General features: G+C 70.6%; 1 protein-coding gene. It reads left to right on the top strand.

Translation table 11 applies throughout. The features are described 5' to 3' along the window. A partial coding sequence (locus AC1DYI_RS36995) for an efflux transporter outer membrane subunit (RefSeq protein WP_477209051.1) occupies nt 1-836 on the top strand: 836 nt, incomplete at its 5' end. Nucleotides 837-901 lie beyond the last annotated feature (65 nt).

The following is a 901-nucleotide window of genomic DNA, read 5'->3' as shown; positions in this document are numbered from 1 at the left end:
CGCTGACCGCACACCGCAACACACTGCGCCTGGTCGAAAGCCGACAACGCGCCGGCGACGTGGCCGAGCTGGATGTGGCGCGGGTGCGCACCGAGTTGGCCGAGACCGAATCGGAAGCACTGGCGCTCGACGCACGGCGCGCGCTGCTGGAGCATGCGATAGCGGTGCTGGTGGGTGACACGGTGGCGGGCTTCTCGATCGAGCAGGCGCCCTGGCGCGGCGCGGTGCCGCAGGTCCCGGCTGGCGTTCCCAGCGCCGTGCTGGCGCGCCGGCCCGACGTGGCGGCCGCACTGGGCCAGATGCAGGCAGCTCAGCTTCGCGTTGGCGTGGCGCAGGCGGCGTGGTTCCCGAACCTGTCGCTGACGGCCTCGGGCGGCTACGCGTCGCCCGAGCTGTCTGACGTGTTCAAGTGGTCGGCGCGCAGCTGGGCGGTTGGCGCCTTGCTGTCGCTGCCGGTGTTCGATGGCGGGCGTCGGCAGGCGGGTGTCGATGCCGCGCAGGCCTCGCTCGAATTGAGCCTCGCCGACTACCGGCAGCAGGTGTTGGTTGCCTTCCGCGAAGTCGAGGACGAGCTGGCGCTGCTGCGCTCGCTCGATGAGCGATCGAAGGCGCAGGCGAGGGCGGTTGAGTCGGCGGCGCGCGCCACGACGCTGTCCGAATCGCGCTATCGGAACGGCCTGGTCAGCCAGCTGGAGCTGCTGGACGCCCAGCGCAGCGAACTGCGCAGCCRCCGGCAAGAGGTGCAGGTCAAGGTCGCGCAGTTCCAGTCGACGGTCGGCCTGATCCGCGCACTGGGCGGCGGCTGGGAAGCCGGTAGCAAGGTGGCGGCGCTCTGACGCTCTATGCTTGCCGCTCACCAACTGATGGGGAGCGGCCAGCATGAAAGTCAACGGTTCGTGCC

Source organism: Ideonella sp. P3_A4 (genome assembly GCF_056403075.1).
Note: the sequence above shows the minus strand (reverse complement) of the source record. Positions and strands in the feature narration are given on the sequence as shown.